Annotated in this window: 16 protein-coding genes; 12 read left to right on the top strand and 4 right to left on the bottom strand. The window is 71.7% G+C overall.

Features of this window, described 5'->3' with window-relative positions; translation table 11 throughout:
• The first annotated feature begins 4 nt into the window (after positions 1 to 4).
• The 11 genes from nuoF to AOM07_RS11275 all read left to right on the top strand — a co-directional run bounded on the left by nuoF (position 5) and on the right by AOM07_RS11275 (position 13,451).
• Positions 5 to 1,330 carry an NADH-quinone oxidoreductase subunit NuoF gene (gene nuoF / locus AOM07_RS11325; protein WP_062313883.1) on the top strand — a complete coding sequence of 442 codons (1,326 nt, stop codon included), beginning with the start codon at positions 5 to 7 and terminating at the stop codon, positions 1,328 to 1,330.
• Positions 1,327 to 3,813, top strand: a complete 2,487-nt coding sequence (locus tag AOM07_RS11320; protein ID WP_062313881.1) for an NADH-quinone oxidoreductase subunit G — start codon at positions 1,327 to 1,329, stop codon at positions 3,811 to 3,813. Before nuoF ends, AOM07_RS11320 begins: the two co-directional genes overlap by 4 nt.
• The gene (gene nuoH / locus AOM07_RS11315; protein WP_062313880.1) at positions 3,813 to 5,150 is read left to right on the top strand and encodes an NADH-quinone oxidoreductase subunit NuoH; all 1,338 of its coding nucleotides are present in this window, start codon (positions 3,813 to 3,815) and stop codon (positions 5,148 to 5,150) included. Before AOM07_RS11320 ends, nuoH begins: the two co-directional genes overlap by 1 nt.
• 68 nt (positions 5,151 to 5,218) lie before the next feature.
• Positions 5,219 to 5,851 (top strand): NADH-quinone oxidoreductase subunit NuoI, encoded by a 633-nt coding sequence (gene nuoI, locus AOM07_RS11310; RefSeq protein ID WP_062314065.1) that lies wholly within the window; start codon positions 5,219 to 5,221, stop codon positions 5,849 to 5,851.
• The gene (locus AOM07_RS11305; protein ID WP_062313878.1) at positions 5,851 to 6,588 is read left to right on the top strand and encodes an NADH-quinone oxidoreductase subunit J; all 738 of its coding nucleotides are present in this window, start codon (positions 5,851 to 5,853) and stop codon (positions 6,586 to 6,588) included. The genes nuoI and AOM07_RS11305 overlap by 1 nt, the downstream gene beginning before the upstream one ends.
• Positions 6,588 to 6,887: an NADH-quinone oxidoreductase subunit NuoK gene (nuoK, locus tag AOM07_RS11300; protein WP_062313876.1), complete on the top strand. Its 300-nt coding sequence runs from the start codon at positions 6,588 to 6,590 to the stop codon at positions 6,885 to 6,887. Before AOM07_RS11305 ends, nuoK begins: the two co-directional genes overlap by 1 nt.
• A 1-nt stretch (position 6,888) precedes the next feature.
• Positions 6,889 to 8,769, top strand: a complete 1,881-nt coding sequence (nuoL, locus tag AOM07_RS11295) for an NADH-quinone oxidoreductase subunit L (RefSeq protein WP_062313874.1) — start codon at positions 6,889 to 6,891, stop codon at positions 8,767 to 8,769.
• Between the two features lie 3 nt (positions 8,770 to 8,772).
• Positions 8,773 to 10,266, top strand: a complete 1,494-nt coding sequence (locus AOM07_RS11290; RefSeq protein ID WP_062313872.1) for an NADH-quinone oxidoreductase subunit M — start codon at positions 8,773 to 8,775, stop codon at positions 10,264 to 10,266.
• Positions 10,263 to 11,843, top strand: a complete 1,581-nt coding sequence (gene nuoN / locus AOM07_RS11285; protein ID WP_062313870.1) for an NADH-quinone oxidoreductase subunit NuoN — start codon at positions 10,263 to 10,265, stop codon at positions 11,841 to 11,843. Before AOM07_RS11290 ends, nuoN begins: the two co-directional genes overlap by 4 nt.
• A 3-nt stretch (positions 11,844 to 11,846) precedes the next feature.
• Entirely contained in the window at positions 11,847 to 12,845 is a 999-nt protein-coding gene (locus AOM07_RS11280) for a polyprenyl synthetase family protein (RefSeq protein WP_062313868.1), read from the top strand.
• A gap of 252 nt (positions 12,846 to 13,097) precedes the next feature.
• Positions 13,098 to 13,451, top strand: coding sequence for a hypothetical protein (locus AOM07_RS11275; RefSeq protein WP_062313866.1), 354 nt, complete (start codon positions 13,098 to 13,100; stop codon positions 13,449 to 13,451).
• 27 nt (positions 13,452 to 13,478) lie between these two features.
• Here the strand turns inward: AOM07_RS11275 and rarD are convergent, their stop codons facing one another.
• On the bottom strand, positions 13,479 to 14,429 hold the full coding sequence (gene rarD / locus AOM07_RS11270; RefSeq protein ID WP_062313864.1) for an EamA family transporter RarD: 951 nt from the start codon (positions 14,427 to 14,429) through the stop codon (positions 13,479 to 13,481).
• 229 nt (positions 14,430 to 14,658) lie between these two features.
• Between rarD and pulA the strand changes: the two genes are divergently transcribed.
• On the top strand, positions 14,659 to 20,457 hold the full coding sequence (gene pulA, locus AOM07_RS11265) for a pullulanase-type alpha-1,6-glucosidase (RefSeq protein ID WP_084830273.1): 5,799 nt from the start codon (positions 14,659 to 14,661) through the stop codon (positions 20,455 to 20,457).
• A gap of 67 nt (positions 20,458 to 20,524) precedes the next feature.
• Here the strand turns inward: pulA and AOM07_RS11260 are convergent, their stop codons facing one another.
• From AOM07_RS11260 to AOM07_RS11250, 3 genes are read right to left on the bottom strand one after another with little or no spacing between them, the layout of a single operon-like run.
• Positions 20,525 to 22,495: a glycosyl hydrolase gene (locus AOM07_RS11260; protein ID WP_156171916.1), complete on the bottom strand. Its 1,971-nt coding sequence runs from the start codon at positions 22,493 to 22,495 to the stop codon at positions 20,525 to 20,527.
• The gene (locus tag AOM07_RS11255) at positions 22,492 to 23,217 is read right to left on the bottom strand and encodes an efflux RND transporter periplasmic adaptor subunit (protein WP_062313860.1); all 726 of its coding nucleotides are present in this window, start codon (positions 23,215 to 23,217) and stop codon (positions 22,492 to 22,494) included. Before AOM07_RS11255 ends, AOM07_RS11260 begins: the two co-directional genes overlap by 4 nt.
• Positions 23,214 to 25,103 (bottom strand): glycosyltransferase family 2 protein, encoded by a 1,890-nt coding sequence (locus AOM07_RS11250; protein WP_062313858.1) that lies wholly within the window; start codon positions 25,101 to 25,103, stop codon positions 23,214 to 23,216. The genes AOM07_RS11255 and AOM07_RS11250 overlap by 4 nt, the downstream gene beginning before the upstream one ends.
• Between the last annotated feature and the right edge of the window lie 184 nt (positions 25,104 to 25,287).

Here is a 25,287-nt window from a genome sequence, read left to right as displayed (position 1 = left end):
CCAAGTGACCGACCTCGTCCCCGTCCTCAGCGCGACCTGGGGCTCCGAGCAGTCCTGGAGCCTCGACACCTACACCGACGCGGGCGGCTACGCGCCGCTCAAGAAGGCCCTGGGCATGGAGCCCGGCGACCTCATCCAGGCCGTCAAGGACTCGGGCCTCCGCGGACGCGGCGGCGCGGGCTTCCCCACCGGCATGAAGTGGGGCTTCCTGCCCCCGGACGACGGCGGCCCCCGCTACCTCGTGGTCAACGCCGACGAGTCCGAGCCGGGCACGTGCAAGGACATCCCCACGATGATGTCCGCGCCGCACGCGCTCATCGAGGGCGTCATCATCACGTCCTTCGCGATCGGCTGCAATCACGCCTTCATCTACCTGCGCGGCGAGGTGGTCCACGTGTACCGCCGCCTGCTGCAGGCCGTGCGCGAGGCCTACGAGGCCGGCCACCTCGGCAAGGACATCCACGGCAGCGGCTTCGACCTGGACGTCACCGTCCACGCCGGCGCCGGCGCCTACATCTGCGGCGAGGAGACGGCGCTGCTCGACTCGCTCGAGGGCCGTCGCGGCCAGCCGCGCCTCAAGCCGCCGTTCCCCGCGGTCGCGGGCCTGTATGCGCGTCCCACCGTCGTCAACAACGTCGAGTCCGTGGCATCCGTGCCGGCGATCGTCGACAAGGGCGTCGAGTGGTTCACCGCGATGGGCACCGAGCGCTCCAAGGGCATGGGCCTGTTCTCGCTGTCCGGGCACGTCACGCGCCCCGGCCAGTACGAGGCGCCGCTCGGCATCACGCTGCGCGAGCTCCTCGAGCTCGCGGGCGGCATCCGCGAGGGCCACGAGCTGAAGTTCTGGACGCCCGGCGGCTCGTCGACCCCGATCTTCACGCAGGACCACCTCGACACCCCGCTCGACTACGAGTCGGTGGGCGCGGCGGGCTCGATGCTCGGGACGCGCGCGCTGCAGCTGTTCGACGACACCACGTGCGTGGTCCGCGCGGTCACCCGCTGGACCGAGTTCTACAAGCACGAGTCCTGCGGCAAGTGCACCCCCTGCCGCGAGGGCACCTACTGGCTCACCCAGATCCTCAAGCGCATCGAGGCGGGCCGCGGCACCGAGGCGGACATCCAGCAGCTGCTCGACACGTGCGACTCGATCGCCGGCCGCTCGTTCTGCGCGCTCGGCGACGGCGCGACGTCGTCGATCATCAGCTCCGTCAAGCTCTTCCGCGAGGAGTACGAGGCGCACGTCGAGCAGGGCGGCTGCCCGTTCGACCACAGCGCCGCCGCGCTCTTCGACTACTCCGACACGCCCGCGACCGAGGAGGCGCACGCATGACCGCGACCGCGGACAAGCCGGCAGCGGAGGTCGTCGACACCGTCACCCTGACGATCGACGGCACCGAGGTCACCGTGCCCAAGGGCACGCTCATCATCCGTGCGGCCGAGCAGGTCGGCATCGAGATCCCGCGCTTCTGCGACCACCCGGCGCTCAAGCCCGCGGGCGCGTGCCGTCAGTGCCTCGTCGACGTCGCCAGCCCGGCGGGTCCCGAGGGCAAGCTGCGCGCGTTCCCGAAGCCGCAGGCCTCGTGCACCATGACGGTGACCGAGGGCATGGTGGTGAACACGCAGCACACCTCGGAGGAGGCCGACCGCGCCCAGAAGGGCGTGATGGAGCTGCTGCTCATCAACCACCCGCTCGACTGCCCGGTGTGCGACAAGGGCGGCGAGTGCCCCCTGCAGAACCAGGCCATGAGCCACGGGCGCCCCGAGAGCCGCTTCGTCGACGTCAAGCGCGTCTTCGAGAAGCCCCTCGCGCTGAGCTCGGAGATCCTGCTCGACCGTGAGCGCTGCGTCCTGTGCCAGCGCTGCACGCGCTTCTCCAAGGAGATCGCGGGCGACGCGTTCATCGACCTCCAGAACCGCGGCGCGCAGCAGCAGATCGGCACGTTCGACGAGGACGTCCTCGACTTCGACGGCTACCGCCCCGTGGGCGCCGCCACCGTCGACGAGGCCGGCAAGGCGTTCTCCTCGTACTACTCCGGCAACACGGTCCAGATCTGCCCCGTGGGCGCCCTGACCTCCGCCGCGTACCGCTTCCGCTCGCGCCCGTTCGACCTCGTGTCGTCGCCGAGCATCTCCGAGCACGACTCGTCGGGCTCGGCGATCCGCATCGACCACCGCCGCGGCAAGATCCTGCGCCGCCTCGCGGAGAACGACCCGGTCGTCAACGAGGACTGGATCTCCGACAAGGACCGCTTCGCGTTCGCGTGGCAGAACCTGTCCGACCGCCTGACCCGCCCGCTCGTCCGCAAGGACGGCGAGCTCGTCGAGGCGTCGTGGCCCGAGGCCCTCGCCGCCGCCGCGGCCGGCATCAAGGCGCAGACCACCGGGGACGATGCGCGGGGCGCCGCGGTCCTCGCCGGCGGCCGCGTCACCCTCGAGGACGCGTACGCGTACCAGAAGCTCGCCCGCGTGGTGCTCGGCACCAACGACGTCGACGCCCGCGCCCGCACCGCGAGCGACGAGGAGCAGGCGTTCCTCGGCGCGCAGGTGGCCGGCACCGGCCTCGGCGTGACCTTCGGCGAGCTCGAGAAGGCGCCTACGGTCGTGCTCGTCGGCTTCGAGCCCGAGGACGAGGGCGGCGTGGTCTTCCTGCGCCTGCGCAAGTCCCTCGGCCGCCAGCAGGTCGTCGCCGTCGCGCCGTTCCTGTCGCGCGGCTCCGAGAAGCTCGGCGCGACGCTCGTGCCCGCGGCGCCCGGCCGCGAGGCCGCCGTCCTCGCGGACCTTCCCGCGGATGTCCGGGAGGCGCTCGCGCAGCCCGGCGCCGTCATCGTGCTCGGCGAGCGCGCGGCCGAGGCGCCCGGCGCCTTCGCCGCCGCCCAGGACCTCGCCTCGTCCACCGGCGCCCGCGTCGCGTGGATCCCGCGCCGCGCCGGCGAGCGCGGCGCCGTCGAGGCGGGCGCGCTGCCCGGCCTGCTGCCCGGCGGCCGCGCCGTGTCCGTCAAGGCCGCACGCGACGCCGTCGCCGCGGCCTGGGGTGTGGACGCGCTGCCGTCGGCCAAGGGCCGCGACACCGCCGGCATCGTCAAGGCCGCGGCCGAGGGCACGATCGGCGCGCTGGTCGTCGGCGGCGTGAGCGCCTCCGACCTCACCGGCGACGTCGCCGCCGCGCTCGAGTCGGCCGGCTTCGTCGTGTCGCTCGAGGTCCGCCGCTCGGAGATCGCCGAGGCGGCCGACGTGGTCCTGCCCGTCGCCCCGCCGTCGGAGAAGCCCGGCACGTTCGTCAACTGGGAGGGCCGCCTGCGCGCGTTCGCGACGGCGATCCGCACCGACGCGATGTCCGACCACCGCGTGCTCGACCTGCTCGCCCGCGAGTGGGGCGTCGAGCTCGGCACCGGGACCGTCGAGGCCGTCAACGCGGAGCTCGCGGCGCTGGGCGCCGCGGAGGCCGCGCATCGTCCCGCCGCCGCGAAGGTCAAGGCCCCGGCCCGCAACCCGCGCCCCAAGAAGGGCGCCGCGGTCCTCGCCACCTGGCACCAGCTGGTCGACGAGGGCGCGCTGCAGGACGGCGAGCCCTACCTCGCCGGCACCGGCCGCGTCGCGGTCGCCCGCATGTCCGCCGCCACGGCCGCGTCGCTCGGCGACGCCGTGAGCGTCGAGGTCTCCACGGAGGCCGGCGCGGTCGAGCTGCCGCTCGTCGTCACCGAGGGCATGGTCGACGGCGTGGTCTGGGTGCCCGTGAAGTCCCCCGGCTCCTGGGTGGCGCGCGACCTGCGCGCGGCCGCCGGAGCCGTCGTCTCGGTGAAGGGAGCGGCGTGATGACCGTCCTCGCGTCCACGTCGGGCGTCCCCGTCGCGGAGGCCCTGGCCGCCGACCCGCTGTGGGTCGTCATCGTCAAGGCCGTCCTCGTCGTGGTGTTCCTGCTCACCTCGGTGCTGTTCGCGGTGTGGTTCGAGCGCCGCGTCATCGGCCGCCTGCAGGAGCGCCCCGGCCCCAACCGCCTGGGCCCGTTCGGCCTCCTCCAGTCCGTCTCCGACGCGATGAAGCTCCTGTTCAAGGAGGACATCAGCGTCCGCAAGGCGGAGAAGGTGCTCTACGTCGCGGCGCCGATGATCTCGGTGTTCTGCGCGCTGCTGATCTTCTCGGTCATCCCGTTCGGGCCCGAGACGCGCATCTACGGCACCGACTTCACGACGCCGCTGCAGCTCACGGACTTCTCCGTCGCGATCCTGTTCGTCCTCGCGTGCGCCGCGCTCGGCGTCTACGGCATCGTGCTGGGCGGCTGGGCCTCCGGCTCGACGTACCCGCTCATGGGCGCCATCCGTTCCACCGCGCAGGTCATCTCGTACGAGCTCGCGATGGGTCTGTCGCTCGTCACCGTCTTCATGCTCTCGGGCACGATGAGCACGTCCGGCATCGTCGAGGCGCAGACCGACCGCTGGTGGATCTGGCCGCTGTTCCCGGCGTTCATCCTCTACGTCATCTCCATGGTCGGAGAGACCAACCGCCTGCCCTTCGACCTCCCCGAGGCCGAGGGCGAGCTGGTCGCCGGCTTCATGACCGAGTACTCCTCCATGAAGTTCGCGTGGTTCTTCCTCGCGGAGTACATGAACATGATCAACGTGTCGGCCGTGGCCTCCACGCTGTTCCTGGGCGGCTGGCGCGCCCCGTGGCCCGCCTCGTGGCCCGGCGCCGAATTCCTCAACACCGGCATCTTCCCGCCGCTGTGGCTGATCCTGAAGATCTGGCTGCTCATGTTCGTGTTCGTGTGGATCCGCGGCTCCGTGCTGCGCTTCCGCTACGACCAGTTCATGAAGTTCGGCTGGAAGATCCTCATCCCGGTGGGCCTCGGCTGGCTCGTGTTCTTCGCCGTCGGCCGCGCGGCCTTCGACCACTTCGACCGCGACCTCAACGTCTACGACGCGGTCGCCGGCGTGGTCGCCATCCTGCTGGTCGTCGCCGTGTGGAGCTTCGTCTCCGACGAGCAGGCGAAGAAGGCGGACCAGGTCGACGAGGACGCCGAGCCCGAGGTGCTCGACGCGTTCGCCGGCGGCTACCCGGTGCCGCCGATGCCGCACCAGGTCCTGCCCCCATCGCCGCGCTCGGGCCGCACGGTCGAGGCGCATGCCGGCACACGAGAGGAGGACTCCGAGTGAGCGGGTCCGACGAGGTCTGGAAGGTCAACCGCGAGCGCGACGCGCAGCGCGAGACGTTCGAGTCCAACCTGCCCAAGAAGGGGCCGATCGGCGAGGCGCTCGCGCCCGTCGCCGGCTTCGGCGTGTCCCTTCGGAACTTCTTCCGTCCCACCGTGACCGAGCAGTACCCCAAGGTCAAGGTGCCGACGATGCCGCGCTACCACGGCCGCCACCAGCTCAACCGTCACCCCGACGGCCTCGAGAAGTGCATCGGCTGCGAGCTGTGCGCGTGGGCGTGCCCCGCGGACGCGATCTACGTCGAGGCGGACTCCAACACGCCCGACCACCAGGTCAGCCCCGGCGAGCGCTACGGCCGCGTCTACCAGATCAACTACCTGCGCTGCATCTTCTGCGGCCTGTGCATCGAGGCCTGCCCGACCCGCGCGCTCACGATGACCAACGAGTACGAGCTCGCCGGTCCGACGCGTGAGGGCCTCATCTACGAGAAGCAGGACCTGCTCGCCCCGATGGGCGAGAACATGCTCGCCGCGCCGCACCCGATGGTGCCCGGCACGACGGACGGCTCGTACTACCGCCAGGAGGTCGACGGGCCCGTCGAGGAGCAGGTCGCGTGGGTGCGCGAGCACCGTCCCGACGACCCGACGCTCCCCGAGAACCGCGGGGCGACGACGGTCGAGAACCAGGGCGGGGGTCGCGCCTGATGGTCAACGCCGTCCTCTTCTGGATCATCGCCGCGATCACCGTGATCCCGGCGCTGTCGCTGCTGTTCGCCCGCAAGGCGGTGCACGTCGCGATGTCCGTGGTGCTCGTCATGGTCGGCCTCGCGACCGCCTACGTGGCGCTCGGCGCCCCGTTCCTCGGCATGGTGCAGATCGTCGTCTACACCGGCGCGGTCATGATGCTCTTCCTGTTCGTGCTCATGCTGGTCGGCGTCGACCAGCGCGAGGAGCTCAAGGAGACCATCAAGGGCCAGCGCTGGATCGGCCTCTTCACCGCGGCCGGCCTGGGCGCCTTCCTCGTATCCATCGTGGGCCGGACGGCGCTGCCGACCGCGGAGGTCGGCGTGCAGGGCGAGCCCGACGTCATCGCGATCATGCTCTTCGAGAAGTACGTCCTCGTCATCGAGGTGCTCGGCTTCCTCCTCATCACCGCCGCGGTCGGCGCGCTCGTGCTCACGCACACGCCGCGCCTCAAGCCGCGCCGCACGCAGCTCGAGGTCCAGCGCGACCGCGTGCTCATGGGCGCGAACCCGGTGAACAAGCCGATGCCGGGCGTGTACGCGCGCCACAACGCGCTCGACGTGCCCGCGCTCGACCCCGAGGGCCAGCCGATCGAGGACTCGGTCTCGCGCGTGCTGAAGACGCGCAGCCAGACCCAGCTGGGCGAGGAGTACCGCGCCCAGCTCGAGGACCCGTCGCGCAAGGAGGGCGACCGCTGATGGACCCCATCAACTTCGTCATCCTCGCGAGCATCCTGTTCGCGATCGGCGCGGCGGCCGTGCTCCTGCGCCGCAACGCGATCATCGCCTTCATGGGCGTCGAGCTCATGCTCAACGCCGCCAACCTCGCGCTCGTCTCCTTCTCCCGCATGCACGGTGAGATCGACGGCCAGATCATGGCGTTCTTCGTGCTGGTGGTCGCGGCCGCGGAGGTCGTCGTGGGACTCGCGATCATCATCGCGGTCTTCCGCGCGCGCCAGACCATCTCGCTCGACGAACCCGCTGAGCTGAAGGGCTGACATGCTTGACCTGACCTGGCTTCTCATCGCCGTGCCCTTGGCGAGCAGCTTCGTGCTGCTGCTCCTGGGCAAGCGCGCGAACCCGTGGGGGCACTGGCTCGGCGTGGCCGCCTCCGGCACCGCGTTCGTCGTCGGACTGCTCGCGCTCATCCAGATGCTCGGCCTCGACGCGCACGACCGTGCGCACGCGGTCCACCTCTTCAGCTGGATCCCCGGCGGCGAGCTCAACGTCGACGCCGGCCTGCTCGTTGACCCGCTGTCGATGACGTTCGTGATGCTCGTGACGTTCGTCGGCACGCTCATCCACATCTACTCCGTGGCGTACATGGAGCACGACCCGAACCGGCGCATCTTCTTCGCTTACCTCAACCTGTTCGTGGCGGCGATGCTGCTGCTCGTGCTCGCGGACTCGTACCTCCTCCTGTTCGTCGGCTGGGAGGGCGTGGGCCTCGCGTCGTACCTCCTCATCGGGTTCTGGAACCAGAAGCCCGAGTACGCGACCGCCGCCAACAAGGCCTTCGTGGTCAACCGCATCGGCGACATCGGGCTCATCATCGCGATGGGCCTCATGTTCACGTACCTCGGCGGCGTCGACTTCGCGACGGTGTTCGCCGCCGCGCCGGAGGCGTCGACCGCGCAGCTCACCGCGATCGGCCTCATGCTGCTGCTGGCCGCGACCGGAAAGTCCGCGCAGTTCCCGCTGCAGTCCTGGCTGGGCGACGCGATGGCCGGTCCGACCCCGGTGTCGGCGCTCATCCACGCCGCGACCATGGTGACCGCGGGCGTCTACCTCATCGTGCGCTCGGCGCCGATCTACGAGGGCGCGCCCGCCGCGCAGACCGTCGTCGCCGCGATCGGTGCGTTCACGCTCATCCTCGGCGCGCTCATCGGTATGGCGAAGGACGACATCAAGAAGGCGCTCGCCGCCTCGACCATGTCGCAGATCGGCTACATGATGCTCGCCGCCGGCCTGGGCCCCATCGGCTACGCCTTCGCGATCTTCCACCTCGTCACGCACGGCTTCTTCAAGGCCGGCATGTTCCTCGGCGCGGGCTCCGTCATGCACGGCATGCACGACCAGGTCGACATGCGCCGCTACGGCGCGTTGCGCACCGCGATGGTCACCACCTGGGTCACCTTCGGCCTCGGCTGGCTCGCGATCCTGGGCGTCCCGCCGTTCTCCGGCTTCTGGTCGAAGGACAAGATCATCGAGGCCGCCTTCGTGGGCGAGGGCGTGCAGCCCTGGATCCTCGGCGGCGCCGCGCTCATCGGTGCGGGCCTCACGGCGTTCTACATGTCGCGCCTGTTCTTCATGACGTTCCACGGCAAGGCCCGCTGGACCGACGACCAGCACCCGCACGAGTCGCCGGCCCTCATGACGGTGCCGATGATCATCCTTGCGGTGGGGTCGGCCTTCCTCGGCCTCTTCCTCGCGATGGGCGACCGCTTCACCGACTGGCTCGAGCCCGTCACCGGCCACGCAGAGCACCACGAGCCCGTCCTCCCGGTGCCGGTCATCATGGTCGCGACGCTGCTGCTCGTCGCGCTCGGCGTGTGGGTCGCGTGGCGGAAGTACGGCGCCGCCGATGTGCCCGAGACCGCCCCGGCGGCCTCGCTGGCCACCATCGCGGCCCGCAACGACATGTTCCAGGACTCGGTCAACCGGGGCGTCTTCGAGCGCCCCGGCACCCACCTCACCCGCACCCTCGTGTACGCCGACGCGGCGCTCGTCGACGGTGCGGTGGACAAGACGGCGCACAGCTTCGCCCGAACCGGCGAGTCCGTGCGCAAGACGCAGAACGGTCAGGTGCGCTCGTACGCGCTGACCATGCTGGTGGGTCTCGTCATCATCATCCTCGTCGTGGTGCAGGGGGGTCTCTAAACCATGTTCCCGATCCTCTCCGTCATGGTGGCGCTGCCCGCGCTCGGCGCCGTCCTGCTCTGGGCCCTGCCCGGCGGGGCGCGCGCCCGGGTGCGCGAGCTGGCGCTCGCCATCACCGGAGTCGAGCTCGTGCTCGCCGTCGTGCTGTTCCTGCAGTTCGACACGTCCGCCGCGGGCACCATCCAGTTCTCCGAGACCTATGCGTGGATCCCGCAGATCGGCACGAGCTGGGCGCTCGGCGTCAACGGCATCGGCCTGCTGATGATCGTGCTGTCCGCGCTCCTCACCCCGCTGGCGATCCTCGCCGGCTGGTGGGAGGACAAGGACCCCGCACGCCGCACGCACTACCTCGCGCTCATCCTGCTGAGCGAGGCGTTCATGGTCGGCATCTTCGCCGCCCGCGACGTCTTCCTCTTCTACGTGCTGTTCGAGGCGATGCTCATCCCGCTGTACTTCCTCATCGGCTCGTTCGGCGGCGGCCAGCGCCGCTACGCCGCGGTGAAGTTCCTCCTGTACTCGCTCGCCGGCGGCCTCGTCATGCTCGTCGGCGTCGTGGCCCTGTACTTCCAGGGCCCGGGCGGCGACCAGGCGTTCCTCACGGACAACCTCACCGGGCTCGACATGTCGACCACGGCGGAGCGGCTGATCTTCCTCGCCTTCTTCCTCGCGTTCGCGATCAAGGCGCCGATGGTGCCCGTGCACACGTGGCTGCCCACCGTCGCCGAGACCGCCCGCCCGGGCACCACCGCGCTGCTCGTCGCCGTGCTCGACAAGATCGGCACGTTCGGCATGCTCACGCTGTGCGTCGCGCTGTTCCCGGAGGCCGCGGCCTGGGCCGCGCCGGTCATCATCGGCTTCGCCGTCGTGTCGGTCATCTACGGCGCGCTGCTCGCGATCGGCCAGAAGGACATGCTCCGCCTGGTCGCGTTCACCTCGGTGAGCCACTTCGGCATCATGGTGCTGGGCATCTTCGCCTTCACGCAGACCTCGATCGAGGGCGCGGCGTTCTACATGTTCAACCACGGCCTGTCGACGGGCGCGCTGTTCTTCGCGGTCGGGTTCCTCATCCACCGCTACGGCACCGCGGACGTCACCGCCTACGGCGGCCTCCAGCGCGTGGTGCCCGTCCTCGCGGGCACGTTCCTCATCATCGGCCTGAGCGCGCTCGCGCTGCCCGGCCTGTCGCCGTTCGTGTCGGAGATCATGGTCCTCATCGGGGCCTTCTCCGTCGCGAAGGTCGCGGTGATCATCTCCGCGGTCGGCGTGGTGCTCGCGGCGCTGTACGTGCTGCTCACCTACCAGAAGGTCTTCACCGGCCCCGCGCCCGAGAGCCGCAAGCCCGTCATGGAGCTCACGCGCCGTGAGCGTGTGGTGCTGTGGCCGCTCATCGCGCTGATGCTGGTGCTCGGCTTCCTGCCCGGCATCGCGATCGACACGCTGCGCGCGCCCTCGGCCGACATCGTGGCCACCGTTCCCACCGAGGAGGCAGGTCAGTGACCTTCACGACCCCCGAGATCGCCTGGGCGCCGCTCGCGCCCGTCATCATCGTCCTCGGCGCCGCCGCGGTCGCGATCCTCATCGAGTCGTTCGTCCGCTCGGCGGAGACCCGCCGTCGCGTGCAGCTGGGTGTCTCCGTCGTCGCGCTGCTGGCCGCCGCCGGCACCGCGATCGTCCAGTGGGTGGGCCTCGAGGGCGCCGGCACCGTGGTCCTCGACGGGATGCTGACCGTCGACCGCCAGTCGCTCGCGTGGCAGGTGCTCATCCTCGTGTTCGGCACGCTCGGCACGCTGCTGTTCGCCGCGCGCACGCGCGCCGGCGAGGAGGCCTTCACGCCGCTGGGCTCGGTCGCGCCCGGCTCGACCGAGGAGACCCTCGCGCGCCGCAAGGGCATGCAGGTGACCGAGGTGTTCCCGCTCGCGCTGTTCGCGGTCGGCGGCATGATGCTCTTCACCTCGGTGACGGACCTCATCTTCCTGTTCGTCGCGCTCGAGGTCTTCTCGCTGCCGCTGTACATCCTCGTGGCGCTCGCGCGCCGCCGCCGCTTCCTCTCGCACGAGGGCGCGCTGAAGTACTTCCTGCTGGGCGCCTTCTCGTCCGCGATCCTGCTGTTCGGCGCGGCCTTCCTCTACGGCGCGACCGGCTCCACGTCGTACACCGAGATCGCCCAGGGCGTCGCCTCGGCGAGCGGCGTCGACGCGCTCGTGCTCGCGGGCGCCGTCATGGTCGTCGTGGGCCTGCTCTTCAAGATCGGCGCCGTGCCGTTCCACTCGTGGACCCCGGACGCCTACCAGGGCGCCCCGACCCCGGTCACCGCGTTCATGGCCGCCGCGACCAAGGCCGCCGCCACCGCGGCGCTGCTGCGCGTCGTGTACGAGGCGTTCTACGGCCTCGAGTGGGAGCTGTCGTGGCTCATCTGGGGCGTCTCGATCGCCTCGATGCTGCTCGGCACCGTGGTCGCGCTCGTCCAGACCGAGCTCAAGCGCATGCTCGCCTACTCGTCCATCGCGCACGCCGGATTCATCCTCGTCGCGTTCGCGGGCTTCCCCGACGGCGCGCTGTCGGCGCTGCCCTTCTACCTCGCCTCGTACGGCCTCGCGACGCTCGGCGCGTTCGCGATCATCACGCAGGTGCGCGAGAAGTCCGAGGACGGCACCGTCATGGGCGAGGCCACGCGCCTCGGCCAGTGGGCGGGCCTGGGCAAGCGCTCGCCGTGGCTGGCCGGCGCGATGGCGCTGTTCCTGCTGTCGTTCGCGGGCATCCCGCTCACCGCCGGCTTCGTCGGCAAGTTCGTCGCGTTCGCCGCGGCGATCTCCGAGGGCGGCTGGCCGCTCGTGCTCATCGCCGTGATCGCCTCGGCCGCCGCCGCGTTCTTCTACGTCCGCCTCGTCGTGCTGATGTTCCTCACCGACGTGCCCGAGGGCCAGGAGGACGCGGTCGAGATCGACCACAGCCCGCTCGCGCGCGCCGTCGTCGTGCTCACCGCGGTCGCCGTGGTGCTGCTCGGCATCGTGCCCGGCCCCGTGCTGGACGCGTTCGAGAATGCCGGCGTGCTGCTGCTGGGAGCGGCGGGCTAGCGCATGGCGACCCTGGCGATCGGTAACGAGGCGCTCGAGGCGGAGCTGCTGCCCCGGCTCGAGCTCGTCGAGGAGCGGCTTCGCGACGCGGTCGCGCAGTCGGACAAGCTCGCCGACGCGACCTCGCGCCACCTCGTGGACGCGGGCGGCAAGCGGCTGCGCCCCGTGCTCGCGCTGCTGTGCGCGCAGCTGGGCGACGGCGCGCGACCGGAGGTGCTCGACGCGGCCGTCGTGGTCGAGCTCACGCACCTCGCGACGCTGTACCACGACGACGTCATGGACTCGGCGCCCACGCGTCGCGGCGCCCCCGCGGCGCACGAGGTGTGGGGCAACTCGGTCGCGATCCTCACCGGCGACCTCCTCTTCGCGCGCGCCTCCCGGGTGGTCGCGGGCCTCGGCCCGCAGGCGGTCCGGATCCAGGCGGAGACGTTCGAGCGCCTCTGCCTGGGCCAGCTGCACGAGACGGTCGGGGCCTCCGAGTCCAACGACCCGATCGCGTTCTACCTCCAGGTGCTCGCGGACAAGACCGGCTCGCTCATCGCGACCTCGGCGCGCTTCGGCGCGATGTTCGGCGGCTGCCCGCCGAGCATCGTCGAGAAGGTGACCGCCTACGGCGAGGCCGCCGGCGTCGCGTTCCAGCTCGCCGACGACGTCATCGACATCCGCTCCGACGCCGCCACCACGGGCAAGACGCCGGGCACGGACCTGCGCGAGGGCGTCCCCACGATGCCCGTGCTGCTGCTCCGCCGCCGGCTCGCCGCGGGCGAGGGCACCGACGCGGACCACGAGCTCCTCGACGCGATCGACGGCGACCTGTCGGACGATGCGGTGCTCGCCGACGTGGTCGCGCGGCTGTCCGCGCACGTGGTCGTCGACGAGACCGCGACGCTGGCCCGCGCGTGGGCCACGCAGGCGAAGGACGCGGTCGCGCAGCTGCCCGAGGGCGACGTCAAGGCGTCGCTGCTGGCCTTCGCGGACGCGCTGGTCGCCCGCGCGGCCTGAGCCCGCCACCTGCCGGACAGCGGGCGCCGCTCGCACCCCCGAATCGCCACGGGTAGACCCTGGTCGGTCCTGGCAGATCTGCGCGTCTTGTGGGTGGATCAGTGACGGATCTCGCGGATCCCGTGCCCCGGGGTAGGGATCCTTCCACGCCGCGACCCCGGGGCGCTCGGTTCCGCGATCGCGTGCGCGGGCACTCGTTGCAGGCCCGGATGAGCCGGGTTACGCTCGCCGGAATCGAGCATGGGGGGAATCATGACCGAGAAGCCCGGCACAGCGCAGTTCTCGATGGCGTACCGGTGTCCGCCGGAGCACGAGGCCGAGGGCGACCGCTTCTTCGCGAACCATGCGGAGTGGATGAGACGCACGCATCCGACGGAGGGTGACGAGGCGCTCCTGCACTACACCGTGTCGAAGCAGCGCGAGGACGGCAGCGTGCGGTTCCTGCTCTGCGAGACGTATGCCACCATGGCCGGCGCGGAGAACCACAGCCGCCTGGCGGTGCTCGACCAGGAGCAGGGCGGCAGCCAGCTCGCGGACTTCCATGCCTTCGTCGCGAAGTGCGACACCATCGGTGGCAGATCCGAGATGCTTCACACCCTCTGGTAGGGCGGACGGGCCCGCCCGCGCCCGGGCTCAGACCGGCTCGGTGACCCTGCCCGACTCGGCCGCCCGCGGATCCCTGACCCGCGACCGCGCGCGCCACGAGTCCGCCGTGATGAGCACGAGCGCGACCCACACGAGCGCGAAGCCTGCCCAGCGGGCCGGCGGCATCGGCTCGTGGAAGTGCCACACGGCCAGCGCGAAGGTCATGGTCGGCGCGATGTACTGGAGCAGCCCCGAGATGTTGAGCGGCAGCCGTCGCGCGCCCGCCGCGAAGATGAGGAGCGCGCCCGCGGTCCACGTGCCGGTGGTGAGCATGAGCGCGTCGTGCCAGCCGCCCAGGCCCTCGGCGCCGCGCTGGAACAGCGTCGCCTGACCCGCGATCCCGACCCAGGCGAGCACCCCGATCGCCACGGGCAGCTGCACCGCGGTCTCCACGGTCAGCCCCGTGAGCGCGTCTACCTTGTGGCCCACGTCCTTCTTGATGAACGAGTACGTCGCGAAGCTGAACGCCAGCACGAGCGAGATCCACGGCAGTCCGCCCATCTCGACCGCGAGCACCACGACGGCGATCGCCGCCACGCCGATCGCCACCAGCTGGAGCCGGCGAAGACGCTCGCCCAGCAGCACCACGCCGAGCGTCACGGTGATGAGCGGGTTGATGTAGTACCCGAGCGATGTCGAGGCGACCCGGTCGGTCACCACGGCGTAGACCATCACGCCCCAGTTGAGCGCGATGACGAGCGACGCGATCGCCAGCCTGGCGAGCACCTTCCGGTCCCGCACCACGGCGACGATGCGCGCCCACCCGCGCACGAACGGCACGATCGCGAGGCACACGGCGAGCGAGGAGATCGAGCGCCAGGCGACGATCTCGAGCGCGCCGGCCGGCTCGAGCGCGGCCATGAAGAGGGGGAACAGCCCCCAGATGAAGTAGGCGGAGGCACCGTAGGCGAGGCCGCGGCGGTCGAGCGAGGGGGTCACCAGAAGATTCTGCCACCGTCTGGCCCCTCGCCTGCAGGGCCAGTCGGCCGCAGCTGGCCCCTCCAACGCGAGGCGGGTGCCGGCGGCCCTGACGCCTCCACGGAAGATTTCGCCCATTTCGATTTGCAAGCGTTTACATGCACCGATACGCTCGCGCTCAGTTGGACCGCTCAGCATCACACCGTCGTGACCAGGCCACAGCGTGGTGGCCCCGAACCTGGGAGTTTCCTTGTCCAAGCCGCTGACCGTGCGTGGCACGGCCGCCCTCCTGCTCCTCACCCTCACCGTCGCCTTCGCCGCCCTCACCGGCGTCGCCGCGCCCTCCGCCGCCGCCGACCGCACCTTCGCGCTCGTCGGCAACCTCCAGGACGAGCTCGGCTGCCCCGGCGACTGGCAGCCCGAGTGCGTCGAGACCGAGCTCGCCGCGACCGGGACCGCCGACCTCTACGCGGCCGAGTTCGACGTGCCCGCCGGCACGTACGAGTACAAGGTGGCCGTGGACGATGCGTGGGACGAGTCCTACGGCCTCGACGGCGGCGCCGCGAACATCCCGCTCTCGCTCCCCAACGCCGCCACGCTGCGCTTCCTCTTCGACGACGCGGCGAAGCGCGTCGGCCTCGAGGTGATCTCGATCGGCGCCGGCTACACGGCGGAGGACGACGCGCTCGTCGCCGACCCCGTGCGCCAGGCGGGATCGGACGAGCAGTTCTACTTCGTCATGACGGACCGCTTCGCCAACGGCGACGCCACGAACGACGAGGGAGGGCTCACCGGCGACCGCCTCACCACCGGCTTCGACCCCACCGACAAGGGCTTCTACAACGGCGGCGACCTCGCCGGCCTCGCCGCGAACCTCGACTACATCGAGGGGCTCGGCACCACCGCGATCTGGCTCACGCCGAGCTTCAAGAACCGGCCGGTCCAGGGCACCGGGGACGATGCGAGCGCCGGCTACCACGGCTACTGGGTCACGGACTTCACGCAGATCGACCCGCACCTCGGCACCAACGAGGAGCTCGAGGCCCTCATCGCCGACGCCCACGACCGGGGCATCAAGGTCTACTTCGACATCATCACCAACCACACCGCGGACGTCATCGACTACGCCGAGGGCGAGTACTCCTACATCGAGCAGGCCGACAAGCCCTATGTCGACGCGACCGGCACCGCCTTCGACCCCGCCGACTACGCCGGCACCGGCACCTTCCCGGACCTCGACGCCGCCACCTCGTTCCCGTACACGCCGGTGGTCGCGGCCGAGGACGCCGACCTCAAGGTGCCGTCCTGGCTCAACGACCCGACGCTGTATCACAACCGCGGCGACTCGACCTGGACGGGCGAGTCCGTCACCTACGGCGACTTCGTGGGTCTCGACGACCTCATGACCGAGCACCCGACCGTGGTCGAGGGCTTCGTCGACGTCTACCAGGGCTGGATCGACCTCGGGATCGACGGCTTCCGCATCGACACCGCCAAGCACGTCAACTTCGAGTTCTGGGAGCAGTGGAGCGCCGAGGTCCTCGCGTACGCGCAGGCCAACGGCAAGCCCGACTTCTTCATGTTCGGCGAGGTCTACGACGCGGACCCGGTCAAGCTCGCTCCGTACATCCGCGACACCGACATGTCCTCGGTGCTCGACTTCACCTTCCAGTCCTCGGCCGTCAGCTTCGCGAGCGGCAACTCCGCCAAGGGGCTGAGCACGCTCTACGCGGGCGACGACCGCTACACGACGCCCGACAGCTCCGCGACCGCGCTGCCGACCTTCCTGGGCAACCACGACATGGGCCGCGTCGGCTACTTCATGCGCAACACCGACGCCCCGCTCGCGCGCACGATGCTCGCCAACGAGCTCATGTTCCTCGGCCGCGGCCAGCCGGTGGTCTACTACGGCGACGAGCAGGGCTTCATGGGCGCCGACCCGGGCAACGACAAGAGCGCGCGCCAGTCGCTCTTCGCGTCGCAGGTGACCGAGTACACGGACCAGGCCCTCCTCACCGGCGAGACCGTCGGCAGCGTCGACCGCTACGACACCGACGTGCCGGTCTACGAGCAGATCGCCGCGCTGTCCGCCCTGCGCGAGAGCTACCCCGCCCTCAGCACGGGCGCCCAGATCGAGCGCTACGTCTCCGACGGCGCCGGCGTCTACGCGTTCTCGCGCGTCGACCCCGACGAGCGCATCGAGCACCTCGTCGCGCTCAACAACACCGGCGCGGACCTCACGGTCGACATCCCGACGCTCACGTCCGGCGCCACGTTCACCGGCATCCACGGCACGTCCGTATCGGTGACGGCGGACGATGCAGGGGTCGCCACGGTGACCGTGCCCGCCCTGGGCGCGGTGGTCCTGCGCGCGGACGGCGAGGTGAGCGCGCCCGCCGAGGCGGCAGAGCTCACGGTGACGGCGCCCGGAGCCGGCGCGGGCCTCTCCGGCCAGGTCGCGGTGCGCGCCGCGGCCGACGGCGCTTGGCGCGAGACGAGCTTCGCGTGGCGCATCGTGGGCGACGCGGACTGGCACGCGCTCGGCACCGCCGAGACCGCGACGCCGCGGGTGTTCCACGACGTCCCCGACCTGCCGGCCGGCACGCTGCTCGAGTACCGCGCGGTGTCCGTCGACGCGGCGGGCCAGGTCTCCGCGGCCTCGACCTATGCCTCGGTCGGCCACTCGGTCGCGATCGTCGCGGAGGAGCAACCCGAGACGACCTACGACTCGGTCACCATCGCGGGCGACCTCCAGTCGGAGATCGGCTGCGCGGGCAACTGGGACCCGGCGTGCGAGGCCGCGATGCTGACCGAGGGCCCGGCCGGCATCTGGACCGGCACGTTCGACGTGCCGGCGGGCAGCTACGAGTACAAGGTCGCCATCGACGGCTCGTGGACGCTCAACTTCGGCGCGAACGGCGTCCAGGACGGCCCCAACATCGCGATCACGCATGACGGCGGCCCGCTGACCTTCTACTTCGACGCGCGCAGCAACATCGTGCAGTCGACCGCCGAGGGTGACATCGTCACGCTGCCGGGCTCGTACCAGGAGGAGATCGGCTGCCCCGGCGACTGGCAGCCCGACTGCCTGCTCAGCCTCATGGCCGACGGCGACAAGGACGGGGTCTACGAGCTCAGCACGACGGAGATCCCCGCCGGCGCGTACGAGATCAAGGTCGCCCACGGCCTCGGCTGGGACGAGAACTACGGGCAGGACGGCGTGCCCGGCGGCGCGAACATGTCCTTCTCCACCGACGACGGCGAGATGGTGACCTTCCGCTACACGCTCGCGACGCACCTCCTCGACATCGAGGTCGCCAACCCGCCGCTGGCCGGCTCGGGGGAGTCGCGCGCGTACTGGATCGACCAGGAGACGCTGGCATGGCCCGCCGACCTGGGCGACGGTGACGCGTTCCGGCTCTACGCCTCGTCCGATGCCTCGCTCGCGGTCGCGGACGGCACCGTCACCGGAGGCGACGGCGTCGACCTCACCGTGGTCCCCGAGGGCCTCAGCGATGCGCAGCTCGAACGCTTCCGCGCGCTCGACGGCTATGTCGCGCTGCACCTCGACGCGGACCGGGACGCGGTGGCGCAGATGCTGCGCGGGCAGCTCGCCGTGGCGCAGCAGTCCGGCGACGACCTCACGGCGTTCACCGGCGTGCAGACCGCCGGCGTGCTCGACGACCTCTACGCGGAGGCGGCGGCCGGCACCGGGCTCGGCGCCGTCTACGGCGACGGCGGCCTCGCGCTGAACGTGTGGGCGCCCACGGCCCAGGAGGCGACGCTGCTCGCCTGGGAGCCCGGCGCCGACGGCGACCCCGCGCGGCACGCGGCGACCCTCGACCCGGCGACGGGCATCTGGTCGGTGGCCGACGACGGCACGCTCGACGGTGTCGAGTACCTCTGGGAGGTCGCGGTCTACGCGCCGTCCACTGGTGCGATCGAGACCAACGAGGTGACCGACCCGTACTCGGTCGCCCTCACGCTCAACTCGGCGCGCTCGGTCGCGATCGACCTCGACGACCCGGCCTGGCGTCCGGACGCGTGGGAGGACACCCCGTCCCCGATCGTCGAGCGCGCGGTCGACCAGACCATCTACGAGCTGCACATCCGCGACTTCTCGATCGGCGACGCCGCGGTGCCCGCCGAGAAGCGCGGCACGTACCTCGCCTTCACCGAGGACGGAGCGGGGCGGGCGCAGCTGCGCCAGCTCGCGGAGGCGGGCATCACCACGGTGCACCTGCTGCCGTCGTTCGACCTCGCGACCATCGAGGAGGACCGTGCGGCCCAGCTCGAGCCGGACTGCGACCTCGAGTCGTTCGCCCCGGACTCCGCCGAGCAGCAGGCCTGCGTGGTGGCGGTGGCCGACGAGGACGGCTTCAACTGGGGCTACGACCCGTTCCACTACACGGTGCCCGAGGGCTCGTACGCGGTGGACGCGGACGGCGGCGCGCGCGTCGCCGAGTTCCGCCAGATGGTGGGCGCGCTCCACGAGGACGGCCTCCAGGTGGTGCTCGACCAGGTCTTCAACCACACCGCGCAGTCGGGCCAGGCGGAGAAGTCGGTGCTCGACCGCGTGGTGCCGGGCTACTACCAGCGGCTCAGCGCGACGGGCGCGATCGAGACCTCGACGTGCTGCCAGAACGTCGCGACCGAGAACGCCATGGCCGGCCGGCTCATGGTCGACTCGGTGGTGACGTGGGCCAGGGACTACAAGGTCGACGGCTTCCGCTTCGACCTCATGGGCCACCACTCGCGTCAGAACATGCTCGACGTCCGTGCGGCGCTCGACGCCCTCACGCTCGAGGACGACGGCGTGGACGGCTCGGCGATCTACCTCTACGGCGAGGGCTGGAACTTCGGCGAGGTCGCGGACAACGCGCTGTTCGACCAGGCGACGCAGGGCCAGCTCGGCGGCACCGGGATCGGGACGTTCTCCGATCGCCTGCGCGACGCCGTCCACGGCGGCAGCCCGGTCGACGGCTCGTCGACGTTCCAGCAGGGCTTCGGCACCGGCCTCGGCACCGACCCCAACGGCGACCCGATCAACGGCACCACCGAGGAGGCTCTCGCGGACCTCGCCCACCAGACCGACCTCGTGAAGCTCGGCCTCGCGGGCAACCTCCGCGCCTACGAGCTGCTCGCCTCGACCGGGGAGGTGCTGCGCGGCGACGAGCTCGACTACCGCGGCTCGCCCGCCGGCTACGCCGACGAGCCCGACGAGGTCGTCACCTACGTGGACGCGCACGACAACGAGACGCTCTTCGACCTCGGCGTGCTCAAGCTCCCGACAGACACGTCCATGGAGGACCGCGTGCGCATGAACACGCTGTCGCTGGCGACCACGGCGTTCGCGCAGACCCCCTCGTTCTGGCACGCCGGCACGGAGCTCCTGCGCTCGAAGTCGCTCGACCGCAACAGCTACAACTCGGGCGACTGGTTCAACCGGATCGACTGGACGGGGCAGGAGTCGACCTTCGGCTCGGGCCTGCCGCCGGCCGCGGACAACGAGGGCAAGTGGTCGATCATGGCCCCGCTGCTCGCGGACCCGTCGCTCGAGCCGGCCGCCGCCGACATCGCGACGGCAGAGGCGGCGGCGCTCGACCTGCTCGAGGCGCGCTCCGAGGTGCCGCTGCTGCGGCTCGGCTCCGCGGACCTCATCGAGGAGAAGGTGACGTTCCCGGGCTCCGGCACGGACGCGACCCCCGGCCTCATCGTCATGCTGATCGACGACCTCGTGGGCGAGGACGTCGACCCGGGGCTCGCCGGCGCGCTCGTGGTCTTCAACGCGTCGCCCGAGGCGATCACGCAGACGCTCCCCGAGCTCGAGGGACGCAAGTTCGGGCTCGCACCCGCGCTCGCCAAGGGCTCCGACCCGGTGGTGAAGGGCACGAAGGTCTCCGCCAAGACGGGCACGCTCACCATCCCGGCGCGGACCGCGGCGGTGCTGGTCGAGGGCCAGTCGAAGGGCAGCGGCAAGGGCAACGGCTCGGGCCACGGCAAGGGTCAGGGGAGCGACGGGGCGCCGGGCAAGCCCGCGCTCATGTGAGGCGCGGCGGCCCCCGGGGTACGTGTCCGGCCCCGGGGCGCCGCCCGGCACCTCGCGCTCGTCGTGCTCAGCCCGCGGCGGCGATCCACGCGAGCATCCACGTCCGCGAGCTCCCGTCGTCGATCGCGGAGTCCGGCAGGTCCACCGCCGCGGCCCACGCCGCCGCCCGCTCCTCGTCGCCGGCGAGCGCCCGGTACATGAGCAGGTAGTCGGCGAACTGGCCGGGCGTACCCTGCCCCCACGCCTCGTCGACGGACGCGACGATGCGCTCCGCGGGCACCGCGCCCAGGTACGCCGCCGCGGCGGGCTGGCCGGGGATGACCTGGATGCCCAGCATCGCCGCGGGGTCGTCGCTGAACCACGTCGCGTAGTCCCGCTTCGCGCCCCACTCGATCGCGACGATCGGGTGCGCGTAGCCGTCCAGCCCGGTGAGGTCGGGAGCGAGCCACAGCCGCGTCGCGGCCTCCGACTCCGCGGACAGCATCCACCGCGCGGACCCGCCCAGGGCATCGTCCCCGCGCAGGTCGGCCCACAGCGCGACGGCGTTCCACGCGAGCGCCGCCTCCGAGCTCGACTCCTGGTTGTTGCCGTCCGCGAACGGGCTGATGCCCGACGCCCACGAGTGCCCCGCGACCGGGTCGAACGCGCGCCTCAGCGGGAACGCGTCGGACGTGCCGGGCGCGGCGATGTCCTCCGCGACGAGGTCCATGACCGGGCCGATGCGCTCCGCCAGCTCCGGGTCCCGCGCCCCCGCGACGGCCGCCGCGTACAGCAGGTAGCCGTAGTGGAAGTGGTGGTCGTTGAACTGCTCCGAGCCGAAGGCGGTCGCGAGCCCGACCACGCCGCGCAGCGCCGGGTCGTACGTGAAGCAGCGCTCGGCGCGCTCCGCGCACCCCTCCGGGTCGCCCCACCGGTCGAGCTGCTCCTCGAGCGTGCCCTGGAGCTGCTCGGCGTACGCGTCCTCTCCGAGCGCGTCCGCGATCTGGAGCAGGTTCGCGAGCCGGTACAGCGCCTTCGCCCCGAAGTACGTGTCCGCGGGCAGGTCGGGCTCCGCGCCCGCGTCGGCCGCGAAGGCCGCGGCGATCGCGTCGCGCTCGGCGTCCGTGATCCCGGACAGGTCGAGCGAGGCGCTCGGCTCGACCAGCGGCACGTCCCACGAGACGGACGATGCGCGGCACACCGAGAAGGGCCCGTCGATGGTCGCGTACGTGCCGAGCGTGCAGTCGAGGTCCGCGGCGCGCGCCGCCGGCACCGCGACCACGGTGGGCTCGTCGGCGTACGTCACCGTCGTGGTGGCCGCGTCGGCGAGCGCGTACTCCGCGTCGGCGCCGCGCGCGACCGGCCCGAGGGCGGCGGCGATGGCGGCCGCTTCGCCGCCCTCGGGCACGGCGAAGAGCTGCGCGGTGCCACCCGGGTCGAGGGTGAGCGCGGTGCCGTCGACGGAGGCGCCGTCGAGGGCGATGCCGTACTCGGTCGCGCCGATCGTCGCGGTGGCGAGCCCGTCGCCCGCCGGCTCGAAGGCGGCGGACAGCTCCGCCTCCGCGCCGCCGTCGGAGGAGACCGCGACCACGGGCACGCCCTGCGCGAGGGTGAGCGCGACGGGTCCGGTCGCGAGCGTGACGGCCACGGGGCTCGCGTCCACCACCTCGCCGAAGCCCGACGCCCCGGCGACCGTGACGGTGAGGTCCGCGACGGCGGGGGCGAGGATCGCGTCGGGCTGCGCGTCGGGCCGCGTGAGGCCCATCGCGAAGCCTCCGTCGACCGCCTGGAACGACAGCGGCTTGGGGAACACCGGCAGGCCCGGGTCGCCGAAGGCGAGCGCGGAGTACCAGCGGTTCGTCGGCGGCACCACGTCGTCGGCGAGCCGGGTCGCGACGCCCGCGTCGGCCGCCTCGGGGAGGATCGACGGATCCGGTCCGCCCTCCCGCGGTCCCGGTGCGGCGCTCGGCACCGCCCCGTCGAGGGACGCGGACCCGCCCGTGCATGCCGCCAGGAGCAGCGCTCCCGCCACCGCCGCCGCCATGACCGCTCGCCTCACAGCCCGACCTTGCGGGCGAGGTCGCCGAGCGCGTCGGTGACGCCCGCGAGCGGGCCGTCGTCGCGCAGGTGCAGCGTCGCGGCCACGGGCGTGCCCGCCTGGACCAGGCCGCCGTCGGCGTCGTCGACGAGCGCGTCGGACTCGATCCGCACGGTGACGCGCGCCGCGCCCTCGACGGTCTCGACCGAGTAGTCCGCGACGGTGCCGGCGAGCAGCGAGTCGTCGGGCAGGCGCAGCTCGACCGCCGCATCGTCCACGATGCGCGAGAAGTCGCGCGGCGTGAGGACGAACTCGGCCTCGGTGTAGAGGCTGTCGCGCTCGTCGATCGCGGCGATGACCGTGCCCGCCCCGGCGAAGCTGCCGACGTCCGCGGTCACGTCCTCGACGGTGCCGGCGATGCTCGCGCGCACCGTGACGGTGCCGTCCTTCGCGAGCGAGCCCGGCTCGGCCTCGATGAGGCCCTGCTTGATGTCGCGCGCGAGGATCGGGCTGTCGATGGCGAACAGCCGGTCGCCCTTCGTGACGGTGTCGCCGTCGTCGACGTACTGCGCGACCACCAGCCCGCCGTAGTCGGTGCCCACGTCGAAGCGGGACGCCTGGATCTCGGCCGACGTGCTCAGCACCTCCGACTGGCGGCGGTTGAACAGCAGGGTCGCGGCGGCGACCACGAGCAGCACGGCGAGGACGCCGGCCACCAGCTTGAGGCGGTTCCCCCAGGTCATGAGGCGAGCTCCCGTCGTGCGCGCCGGCCGAGCGTCGCGGGGAGCACGGGCCGGACGATGGTCGGGTGCGCATCCGCGCGGGTCGCGGGCGCGGCGGGCGTCGTCTGTGCGGGCGGCGCGGACGGAGCTGGCGGCGGCGGCGCGGCGGGGACCGGGGCCGGAGCCACCGCATCGGCGCGGACGGCGACAGCGGCCCCCACCGGGACGGCCTCGCGCGCGGCGATGGCGTGCGCGACCTCGACGGGTCGCGCGACCACGACCGCGGGCTCGGGCGGCGCCTCCGGCAGCCCGCCGCGGTCGGGCGCGAGCGGCCGGCCGCGGCGCAGCGCGCGCGCCTCGCGCCGGGCGGCGAGGAGGAACGCGCCGAGGATGACCGTGTTGGTGACGTTCCACGCCGTCGCCAGCGTGACGACCCCGTTGTCCCAGTCGCGCCAGATCGCGACGAGCGAGGTGAGCGCGAGGAACACGAAGAACAGCACCTGCGGCACGATGAAGTTGAACGGCGAGCGCGCCTTGGTGCTGCCGGTCGACGTCCAGCCGACGTCGCGGCTCGTGAACGCGTTGACCAGCGCCTTGAGGTAGATGGGGAAGGACACGGTCGCGAGGGTGAGCGTCTGCCAGCGGAACGTGCCGAGCGTGAACCACGCGAGCCCGATCTGCATGACGTAGAAGCCCGCGTAGAAGACGAGCCACGTGGTGATCGAGATCGACAGCGCCATCGGCCTCAGGTCGAGGTAGATCTCGAGCGGCGGCACGAGCAGGAGGAGCAGCGGCGCGATGCCGGTGAGGTAGAAGGTCGCCGTCACCAGGTACTGGATGCGCTGGTCCGCGGTGAGGTTCCGGCGCGGGCTGAGCGGGTTGTGGGTGAGCAGGATCTCGAACCCGCCGGTCGCCCATCGCAGCTGCTGCTTGGCGTAGGCCTCGACGGTGTCCGGGGCGTTGCCGACGGCGAGCACCGTGGGGATGTAGACGGAGCGCCACCCGAGCTCGTGCAGCAGCAGCGAGGTCCACACGTCCTCGGACTTCGAGTCGGTGTAGATGCCGCCGACCTCGTCGATCGCGGTGCGCCGGAAAACCACGTTGGTGCCCACGCAGAACGCCGCGTTGAAGCGGTTCCGGCCCGGCTGGACGAAGCGGTAGAAGACGGCCTGCATGTAGCCGGCGCCCTTCGCGATCGTCGTGTGGAGGTTGCCGTACGTCTGCGGCGTCTGCACGAACGCGACCCGGTCGTCGGTGAAGAACGGCACGGTCTCGAGCAGGAAGCTGCGGTCGGGCACGAAGTCCGCGTCGAAGACCGCGAAGAACTCGCCCTTCGCGAGCGTGAGCGCGTGGTTGATGTTGCCGGCCTTGGCGCCGCCGGAGCTGAGGCGCCGCACGTAGCGGGCGCCCAGCTCGGCGGCGAGGTCGCGCATGTCGTCGCTGCGGCCGTCGTCGAGCACCCATGTGCGGTGCCGGCCGTGCATCGCCATCGCGCCCGTGACGGTCCGGCGCACGATGTCGAGCGGCTCGCCGTACGTCGTGATGAAGACGTCGACGGCGATGCGTCGCCCGTCGAGCTCGAGGGGCCACTCCGTCGGGTCGCCCGTGCGCGACCGGCCGAACAGCGCGGCCTTCGCCTGGTGGAACGCGAAGTCCCGGGGGTCGACGGCGCCTGCGAGGATGGTCCACATCGACAGCAGCGCATGGAAGACGAGCACGGACTCCGCCGTGATCACGAGCAGCCACGGGATGACGTCGCCGCGGTTCGCGGGGTTGAGCAGGAAGAAGGCGTAGCCGAGGATCCCGATCGTCGCGAGGATCACCATGAGGGTCATCACGGGCGACGGGCCGGGGGTTCGCGCGGCGATCGGCGGCGGCGGGGTCGAGGGGGCGTCGAGCGATCGCATGATCGGCTCCTCTCGTCTCGCGCGGGAGCGCGGGCGGGCGGGAGGTCGGATCGGCGACGGTGACGGTGGCGCACCCGGAGGCGGGGCGCCCTGCGGCTCATCTGGCGGCTCGCTGGAGAGGCCACTGTAGGCATGAAACGGACGAATCGGTCAAGCATTCCCGGCCGTTGCGTGCATCCGCCCT

The organism is Demequina rhizosphaerae (assembly GCF_000971255.1).
GTDB classification, from domain to species: domain Bacteria; phylum Actinomycetota; class Actinomycetes; order Actinomycetales; family Demequinaceae; genus Demequina; species Demequina rhizosphaerae.
The sequence above is the reverse complement of the archived record's forward strand: the minus strand, read 5'-3'. Positions and strand labels throughout refer to the sequence as shown.